Origin of the sequence: Pseudomonas sp. A-R-19 (assembly GCF_019956575.1) — a bacterium.
Taxonomy (GTDB): domain Bacteria; phylum Pseudomonadota; class Gammaproteobacteria; order Pseudomonadales; family Pseudomonadaceae; genus Aquipseudomonas.
The window spans coordinates 98,837-108,108 of the sequence record NZ_JAHBDR010000031.1 but is presented as its reverse complement, the minus strand read 5'-3'; the positions used below and the strand labels follow the sequence as shown (position 1 = coordinate 108,108).

The following is a 9,272-nucleotide window of genomic DNA, read 5'->3' as shown; positions in this document are numbered from 1 at the left end:
AGGCTTCCCATGAGCGAAGATGCACAAGATGTAGTACTCGTCGTCGAGGACGACCCCTCGATTCTGATGGTGCTGTCCGCTTATCTGTCGGGCGAGGGTTACCGCGTATTGCAGGCCGAAAACGGCGAACAGGCTTTTGAGATCCTGGCGAGCAAACCGCACCTGGACATGATGATCACCGACTTCCGCTTGCCTGGCGGCATCTCCGGCGTGCAGATCGCCGAGCCCGCCGTGAAACTGCGACCGGAACTCAAGGTGATTTTCATCAGCGGCTACGCCCAGGAAATCCGTGACACCGACAGCCCGATCACCCGCAAGGCGCCGATCCTGGACAAACCGTTCGATCTGGATAAATTGCAGGAGCTGATGCAGGACATGCTTTCGTAAGCGTTCAGGCGCTGAGCATCTCCCTGACCTTCGCCGTCAACAGGTCGAAGGTAAATGGCTTGGTGATCATCTGCATGCCCGGATCGAGGAACCCGCCGCGCACCGCGGCATGCTCGGCGTAGCCGGTGATGAACAGCACCCGGAGGTCGGGCCGCAGTTGCCGGCCGATTTCCGCCAGTTGCCGGCCATTCATGCCGGGCAGGCCGACATCGCTGATCAGCAGGTCGATGCGCTGGGTCGAATCGAGGATCGGTACCGCGCTATCGCCATCACAGGCCTCGACGAAGGTATAACCCAGCTCGCTCAACACCGTGCTGACCAGCACCCGCACCGCCGGATCGTCCTCGACTATCAGCACCGTCTCGCCATTGTTGGCGAAGGGCGGGTATTCGACGTTGATCGGATGGTCCTGGGGCAGGTCACCCCCAAAGCGCGGCAGAAACAGGCTCACCGTGGTGCCTTCGCCCACGACGCTGTGGATGGCGACGTGACCTCCCGACTGCTTGCTGAAGCCATAGATCATGGATAAACCCAGCCCGGTGCCTTGGCCGATGGGCTTGGTGGTGAAGAACGGATCAAAGACGCGGTTGATGATGCTTTGCGGCATACCGCAGCCGGTATCGGTCACGCTGAGCACCACGTAATCCCCTGCATCGAGATTGCCTTGTGCTTGAGTGAAATCCTCGTCGAGGCATTGGTTCGAGGTGGAGACCACCAGTCTGCCGCCATTGGGCATGGCATCGCGAGCATTGATCACCAGGTTGAGCAGGGCGCTTTCCAGTTGATTGGGATCGGCTTTGGCCACCCACAGTTGCTCATCGAGTTGCATGTCCAGGTGAATGCTTTCGTTGATGCTGCGTTGCAGCAGTTCGCCCATGGAAATCACCAGGGTGTTCATCTCCACGGGTTTCGAATCCAACGACTGCCGCCGGGAAAACGCCAGCAGCCGGTGAGTCAGGCCCGCCGCGCGGTTGGCTGAAGTCACCCCCAGATCGATCAGGCTGTCGAGGTCTTCGGTTCGCCCCCGGGCCAGGCGTCGACGCAACAACTCGAGGCTGCCGATGATGCCGGTCAGCATGTTGTTGAAGTCGTGGGCGATACCGCCGGTGAGCTGGCCGACGGCTTCCATTTTCTGCGACTGGCGCAACGCTTCTTCGTTGTGGCGAAGTTGCGCAGTGCGCTCTTCCACTTGCTGTTCAAGGGTTTCAAGGGTGTTTTGCAGGCGCAGTTCGCTCTGGCTCAGGTCAATCAGCCGATCCCTGGCTTCGTACTGCCGTCGACGCCCGCGCAGGGCCGTGGTGACCAGGCTGATCAGCGTGACCGGGTGAAAAGGACGTTCGAGGAAGGTCACGTTGCCCAATTGCGGGCCGAAGCGTGATGCCGGGTTCTGTTGTGGGCCGCCATGGTGCGTCATCAATACGATCGGCAGGTCCGACCATGCGGGCTGCTGTTCGATCAAGCGGATCAGCGGTTCCAGATCACCACCGAGCAGTGCCTCGGAGGAGATCAGCAGCAGGCCGGCCCCCAGTTCCAGTTCGGCGCACAACCCTGGCAGGTCGCGACTGATCACCCCGTGAACCCCGGCCTCGTTGAGCATCATCAGGGCTAACTGGCTGTCGCGCCCTCGTGGTGCAAGGATGATTGCGTGTTCGGGCGTCGCTTGCATGACCGTCACCGGATCTCGTCCGCGAGCAACGGTTTGCTGGCCCCAAGATAGGTGGGGACGCCACGCAACACGCCCTGGAAGGCTTCCAGCGGTTCACCGATGGTCATGCCCTGGGCGCTGATGCGGTATTCCCGGATAGTCGATTCATGGCTGCCGGTACGTTTCTTGATGATCGAAATCGCCCGGCGCACCTTGCCCAGTGCTTCGAAATAACGCAGCAGAATGACCGTATCGGCCAGGTAAGTGATGTCGACCGGGGCCTGCATGTCACCGACCAGGCCATGCTGGGCAACCGTCATGAAGGTCGCGGCGCCCTTGCGATTGAGGTACAGCAGCAACTCGTGCATGTGCAGCACCAGGGCGTTCTCTTCCGGCATTGCCGCCTGGTAGCCATTGATGCTGTCGATCACCACGGTTTTGATATTACCGTCGTCGACACAGCGCCGGACCCGGTGGGAGAACTCGCCGGGAGAGAGTTCCGCCGCGTCCACTTGTTCGATCAGCAAATTGCCGCTGTCTTGCAGGACCTGCAAATCGATGCCGATGTTCTTCATGCGCTCGAACAGCAACCCCATCTCTTCATCGAAAATGAACAGTGCGGCTTTTTCACCCCGGGCCACGGCCGCGGCGGCGAACACCATGGAGATCAGCGATTTGCCGGTACCGGCCGGACCGAGAATCAAGGTGCTGGAACCGGTTTCGATCCCGCCGCCCAGCAGCGAATCCATTTCGCGGATGCCGCTGGTCAATTGCTGGCGCAGGTATTGACCGCGATGTTCGGCGGCCACCAGGCGCGGGAAGACATGTACGCCGTCGGCCATGATGGTGAAGTCATGAAAGCCGCCCCGGTATTTCTGGCCGCGGTACTTCACCACGCGGATGCGACGTCGTTCGGCGCCATAGTTTGGCGTCAACTCTTCCAGGCGAATCACGCCGTGGGCGACGCTGTGCACGGTTTTGTCCAGGGACTCGGTGGTCAGGTCATCGAGCAGCAGCACCGTGGCGTCGTACCGCACGAAATAGTGTTTGATCGCCAGGATCTGCCGGCGATAGCGCAGCGAGCTTTGCGCCAGCAGGCGAATCTCGGAAAGGCTGTCCAGCACAACCCGGGTCGGTTTGACCCGTTCGACCACTTCGAAGATCTGGCGGGTGGCTTCGCCCAATTCAAGGTCGGAGGAATAGAGCAGCGACTGCTGCTGTTCGGCATTGAGCAGGCTTTCCGGGGGCGTCAGCTCGAAGATATGGACGTTGTCATCCATCTCCCAGCCATGGGACAAGGCGCCCTGGCGCAGCTCGCGTTCGGTTTCGGACAGCGTGATGTACAACGAACGTTCACCGGCTTGCGCACCTGCCAACAGGAAATGCAACGCCACGGTGGTCTTGCCGGTGCCAGGTTCGCCTTCCAGCAAAAACACATGACCGCGAGACAGTCCGCCATTGAGGATATCGTCAAGACCTTCGATACCGGTGGCTGCCTTGGTAAAGTTCAATTCGTTGAATAGAGACAAATGAGTGTCCTCTCCTGGCCTGGGAACGAGGCAGCCATGGGAAACATGGCGTTAGGCTGCCTTTTCACTTGACCCTTGGCCGGGACGACGGTTCAACGAAATGTCAGTCGGGGTCAGAGCCCCTGTTGCAGCGCCGGATCATCGGGGTTCATTTGTTCGAGCTGGGCCGAGAGGATCTGCACGTTTTGCAGCTGCCCGCTTTCCTTCCAGTAATTGATCAGCAGCACCCGGGCCTTGCGATCGTTCGGATGGCGCTGAACGATTTCCTGCAACTGATTCTGCGCCGCTTCGAGCTCCTGCTCACCGTGCAACGTGGTCGCCAGGTCGTAGCGGTAATCGCGGTTGTTCGGCTCAAGTTCAACGGCTTTGGACAGGCCGAGCAGGGCGAATTCGCTTTGGTCGTGATGCAGCAGCCAGAGCCCCAGGGCATGTTGCAGATAGGCCGAGTCGGGTTGCGCCTGGAGTTGTTTGGCCAACAGCTGCCGGGCGGCGTCGTTTTGGCCCTGTTTATCCAGCACTTCGATTTGCAGCACCAGCGCCGGCAGGTTGTCCGGGGCCAGGCGCAGGGTGTTGTCCAGCGCCTGTTGCGCTTCCTTGAGCTCGGCGTTGTGCAGGTGCAGTCGGGCCAGTTGGTACTGATTGTCGGCGCTTTGCGGCTCGCTCTTGAGCACTTGTTCCCAGGCGTCGATGGCTTGCTCCAGCGGCCCGAAATACAACCCCAGGTCATCCGGGGACAACCCCAGCAGCGCGTTGATTGCGGCCAGTCGAACGCTTTGTTCGCTGTCATCGAGCAATGGCCCCAGCAACAGACTGCGCTGGCCGTTCGGTACCAGAGCGCTGATGCTCTTGATCGCGGCGATACGCACTTCGGGCGACTCGTTCTGCAAGTCGGCGTCCGCCAGTTTCAGGGCCACCGAGCTTGGATAATTCGGCAGTTCGGCATGCAGCCAGACGCGCCGCTTGGGCGACAGGTCCGGGCGACCCAATTGCTGATACAGCACCCGCGCGGCACCCGGTTGACCGGCCCGGGCAGCCGCCAGCGCTTCGCTGTAACCATGCTTGATGGCTTCGGGCACCGCCGGGGTGGTATCGCGCAGGGAATACCACGCAAGGCCGATGGCGAACAGGATAGAGAGACTGATGAGCAGGTTGCGGCGGGACTTGGGCATGCAGAATCCGGAAGCTGGCAAGCTTTGGCAAAGTTGCCAGCTTCGGTCAGGCAAGGCTGTGAGTCAAACGTTGAGTTGGGTGAATGCGACCTTGGCCGGTCCCCTGATAGAACGACTCAATAAGCGTTTTTTAAAAGTTGTGCCGGAGACGGGTGTTTAAGCTGGATGGAAATGTCCAGCACCCACGGAAAAAACAATGCCACCTTTTCGTAACGTAACCTCTGCCGCGGGCTCTTCGACTGCACATTTTCAGGTTAACGATAATCGACCCGAAACCCGACTCTCCCATGAGTTTTCAAGGGCCAGGAATAACCCTGAGATCCTGCGCTTATTACAAAACGCCACAAGATCGAATGCTGACTTGCCGCCACCGGTATTGGCAGGTCCGACATTCCAATCTTCTGCAGATTTTGCCAATCAGGCAGGTCTCGATCAGGCAGGTCTCGATCGGGCGTGGTCTGCGCTCACAGAGCATTTGAGAACGACAACGCTGTCGGAGCAGGAAATGCTGGACATTCTCAGCAGCGGTATCTTGCAAACAAAGACAGGCCAGGTCCTTGCCGGATTACTTGCTGACGCGATGTTGCGCTCGATTCGTCCGGTTGGGGAGCTGACAAAAAGTCGGCTGCAAGTCATCGTTAAAGTAATTTGCGATCTACCGCCGAGTCAGTGGCAAACAGCGTTGGGAGAAAATATCAGGTTTCCAAGTGGGCAAAACGGGGAGGGCGTGACCGGGTTCATCCAGTCCCATTTGAATCGTTCAAGTGCACAGCGGGATGAGCGGATTGCAAACAATGAGTTAGTGCAGGATGAGCTATGGGAAGCAATCAAGCAGATCGCCAAACAAGCCCGGACCTGTATTCGCCCAAGTGATGGCGCGCTTGATGGCAAACTGTTGATGCTTGAAGACCTGTCCAAGGTACGCCCCACGCCCCACAACGCGCACGAGGCATTGCGCGATTTCATTCACGAACTCAAGAATCCATCGCAAGTGGCGCGCGTTCGCTGGCCCGATGGGTTTGCGAAGACTGTCGAAGCTGTTCTCGCACAAATCAGCCCCGTCGAAGTCATTAAGCCGACTTGGTTCGAGTGGATCGTCGGCCCCAGTTGGCTCGATAGTTTTTCTCAGGGCGCCGGGACGTTATGGGCCCTGTTGAATCAGACAAAAGTGCAAGATGCGCGCGCCTCAGATGAGCGTGGGCCAACCCTGCTGTCGCACTTGCAGACCATTGAGCGCAACGCGGACTTTTACACAGCAGTCTCCACGAAAGGCCCGAGAGTGCCTGAAGGATTCGTTGGCAAGCTTTTATACGTGTGCAATGCGCTGAATACTGCCCGCCTACTGAGGCTGGACAGTAGCCACATTTCAACATCCCGTCCCAATCCTGAGCCCGGCAGTCACTCGAGGAGATCCGAACCGGGCGGCCACGCCTGGAAAAATGGTGCAACTGATCTTCCTTCCCGATCATTCACTCCAGCACCCGAGCATCCAGACGTTGTTACTCAAAGCCTCATGAACCAGATCTCGCCAGCGCAATTCGCCGCGCAAGTCGACGAGGTTGCAACCTGGCTCATCAACACCATCACGCCCTGGAATACCGCCTATGCCAGTGAGCTAGAGAAGGTTGTAGTCATGCTCGACCCACTGAAGATTCGGGTAGACAACCCAGCAGTCGAGCATTCTCACGCCAGTGCGATATGGAGCCGCACACCCGATATGGAGGCGCTGAGACAGCAACTGGGTGAGTGGCTCAGCAGGATGAGTGGGACTTTGATCAGCACGGGTGCTGCCGTAATAAGCCGAACGGGTGATTTGATCGAGCGCCATCCGCGTAGTGCCGTGGGCATCTTCGCGGCGTTCATGGGAATCAGCGGTCTTTACACCAACTGGTTTCAGCCTGTGCCTGAAATAATTGATCCTTCCCGGATAGGAGCACCCGAGCTTGAGGTCATGCCTGATGAAGCCGCGCTTATCTATGAAGCTATTCTTGAGGATGTAGAGGACCTATTTGAGGAACAACCAGATTTTGCGGCCGAGATTGCGCAGCGTGTCAGCCAGTCCGAGTACCTGGATCCGGTCGACGATCCACAATTGATAGAGGACGTAGAGGAGCTTCTACAACAATCCTTTCCGGATATGCCCGACATGACTTATCAGTCCATGCTCGCAGAAATGATGGAGCTATCGACTTCAGATGTTGAAGGCGAGTCGGAGGATGACCTGGATGATGAAAATGTTATGGAAGCACAGGTATTTGCCAACCCGTTTCGGGACAGCGAGGAAATGGCCGGCGTTCGTAATAAACGCGACGTAGAGGTCAACGTGGGGCCTAAGGGAGTATTTATACGCATTATCATAGCGAAAGCAGTCGTTGATGCGTCGAATCGACGGTTGCAGGAAGTCACTCCCGTGCAACAGCCTGATGAGGAAATTGCTCCGGGTGTAACAGTCGATCAAGCGGCGCAAAAAGTCATTGCCACATTTGAGGCTGCTCAGAAAATCTCGGACCCCTACAAGTTTCTCGCCGCCTCCATCAGCAATCTATTCGCTGAACACAGCTCTTTGCGGGATAAAGCGGCAGGAATTACAGCCAATACGTCTGTCAACGTTGTTTATACAAGCGTAAAACCATTTTCGCTTCCTCCGTTCAGTATTGAAGTAAAAAAATTCACTCTGGCGGAGGTGTGCATTGATGCTCATTTAAGGGGAAGTTCATTTAACGAACGGGTTGAGGTCGCGTGGCCGCAAGGTATGTCATCGGAATTAAAAGACGCCATTTCCTCGGCAAATTTCCAGGACGATTACAAAAAACTGATCAATGAGGTAATCAATCGTCCGGATGTCGCTGCGCTATGGAGGTTAAAAAAAGAAAAAGACGTGGAATTCGCGCTAGATAGCTACTTAAAGACTGAGACGCGTTCTGCGGAAGGCGCCACCATCGCGAATGATTTTTTGAGTGGCGATCTTCACGGGGAACTTGTCTTCGCGAACTCTAAGGAAAGAAGGGAGCGATGGCCATTGAGCGATGCGATTTATCTTTCTGGCAAATCTGGTTATGGGTTATTGGTTTTATTGAATGAACGCAAAGTTGTCGAGGTGCCGAAGAGCTGGGCAGAAGGTGAAGAAAAAGCCTTTGTTCCTAGTGATTTGAAGAAAGACATTGCGGATCGAATAAGGATTGAAGAAAGTTATGGTCGTGTGGATGCCGATTACGAACCACAGTGGGCCTTTAAAGAGGGGGGGCGTTATTATTGGTCTTATGAACCACTCGTACCAAGCGGCCATCCGGATGAAAATATTATTGAAACGCTCTATAAAGTGCAGGTTGATAAGGTTCTATCGGACGTGGACGCGTTGGTATCAACAGGTTGGGAGCGTTTAGCGGACGGAGCGCTGGATGCTGCGGGCAAGTTACTCGTTGCACTTTCCATCGCCGTAGGTTTCGTACCGGTTGCTGGAGTGCCTGTATCCGCGGCGACTCGTGCTGCGGGAGCTTTCCTTCTAGGCTTGCCATCAACAGGAACGGACGCCGTACGTGCCATCCTGGCTGATGATCCCGCAACCAGGGAACTTCATGAAAAAAATGCAATGAGGGGCGTGATTATGGACTTTGCCGGCCCCTTGGCGAGCAAATTATTAGGTAGCGCCTTTACCAAGGTGGCGAATTCGAAGATTACACATAAAGTTTTGGAAATACTGGACTTGAAGCGCATTCCTCGCAGCTTGGCTAAACAGTTTAACGATATACCGAAATGGATACCTGCCAAAGTGAGGAGTAGTTCAAAAATCCAGGCTTTGAGGGACCGAAAATTCCGAAATCATAACGTTATTGATAAATTGAATCACCTGGCTGATGGGCCGCGCGTAGCGGAAAAACTAGCGAAACAAACGGGCGTTAGATATTTCGCCAATCCTCAATCTGGTTATGTTCATGAGGGTTTTCTTTTGCGTGGTGAAAAGTTTCGCAACGGGATGCCTACTTTTAAAGAAAACGCGGAATATGCTTTTGAACATGGCTTCGAATTAACCCATCCGATTAAAAATGTGAAACAAGTGAACGGCATGAAGGGTGGTTTTGGCGGCGGAAAAAATCAAGCAGACTGGGATGGTCGAGGAATTTCAACATCTCCTTATCTTTCCGAAGGAGGCGCAGGCGCGCATCACTATGGTGCGGGGAGACCAGAGGGGGGAATCACATACGTTATCGATGCCAGGGGCACACCGGGTTTTGATTTGTATGCGAATCGTAACTACGCCGACCGACCGCCAATAGAATTGGGTTCTAAACCGTTGGAGATTAACTTTGGGGAAAAAATTCCAGGATCGAGAGTGCTGGGTGCTTATGACAAACTCAATAAGTTTTGGCCAAATCCGCATGCGTTGCAGGAAGCCATTCGTAACAGCGTTCCCATCATGGACGGCGCTGTCCACGGCTTGGTAAAACCGTTGGTAAGGTTTGTAAACGTCACTTCGGCGGCGAAACCAGCGGTGTAATTGCCGGCCAGGTTTTGAAGCCACTCAAACCTGTCGAGAGCCCAAAG

The 9,272-nt window shown here is 55.9% G+C and carries 5 protein-coding genes; 2 read left to right on the top strand and 3 right to left on the bottom strand.

What is annotated here, in order from left to right; all coding sequences use genetic code 11:
* Positions 1–9: 9 nt before the first annotated feature.
* Entirely contained in the window at positions 10–387 is a 378-nt protein-coding gene (locus KGA88_RS02905) for a response regulator (protein ID WP_110658431.1), read from the top strand.
* 4 nt (positions 388–391) lie between these two features.
* Here KGA88_RS02905 and KGA88_RS02900 read toward each other — a convergent pair whose 3' ends face one another.
* The 3 genes from KGA88_RS02900 to KGA88_RS02890 form a co-directional block, all read right to left on the bottom strand.
* Complete coding sequence (locus KGA88_RS02900) at positions 392–2,062, bottom strand: response regulator (protein ID WP_223588816.1); 1,671 nt, start codon at positions 2,060–2,062, stop codon at positions 392–394.
* Positions 2,059–3,561 (bottom strand): ATPase domain-containing protein, encoded by a 1,503-nt coding sequence (locus KGA88_RS02895; protein WP_223588814.1) that lies wholly within the window; start codon positions 3,559–3,561, stop codon positions 2,059–2,061. The genes KGA88_RS02900 and KGA88_RS02895 overlap by 4 nt, the downstream gene beginning before the upstream one ends.
* A 113-nt stretch (positions 3,562–3,674) precedes the next feature.
* Positions 3,675–4,730, bottom strand: coding sequence for a tetratricopeptide repeat protein (locus KGA88_RS02890; protein ID WP_223588811.1), 1,056 nt, complete (start codon positions 4,728–4,730; stop codon positions 3,675–3,677).
* A gap of 196 nt (positions 4,731–4,926) precedes the next feature.
* On the opposite strand from KGA88_RS02890, the gene KGA88_RS02885 reads away from it, so the two are divergent.
* Positions 4,927–9,225 carry a hypothetical protein gene (locus tag KGA88_RS02885; RefSeq protein ID WP_223588809.1) on the top strand — a complete coding sequence of 1,433 codons (4,299 nt, stop codon included), beginning with the start codon at positions 4,927–4,929 and terminating at the stop codon, positions 9,223–9,225.
* The last annotated feature ends 47 nt before the right edge of the window (positions 9,226–9,272 follow it).

Bases quoted from the DNA above. Each gene is read 5' to 3' on its own strand.
- KGA88_RS02905 (WP_110658431.1), top strand. From the start codon at position 10: ATGAGCGAAGATGCACAAGATGTAGTACTCGTCGTCGAGGACGACCCC.
- KGA88_RS02885 (WP_223588809.1), top strand. From the start codon at position 4,927: ATGCCACCTTTTCGTAACGTAACCTCTGCCGCGGGCTCTTCGACTGCA.
- KGA88_RS02890 (WP_223588811.1), bottom strand. From the start codon at position 4,730: ATGCCCAAGTCCCGCCGCAACCTGCTCATCAGTCTCTCTATCCTGTTC.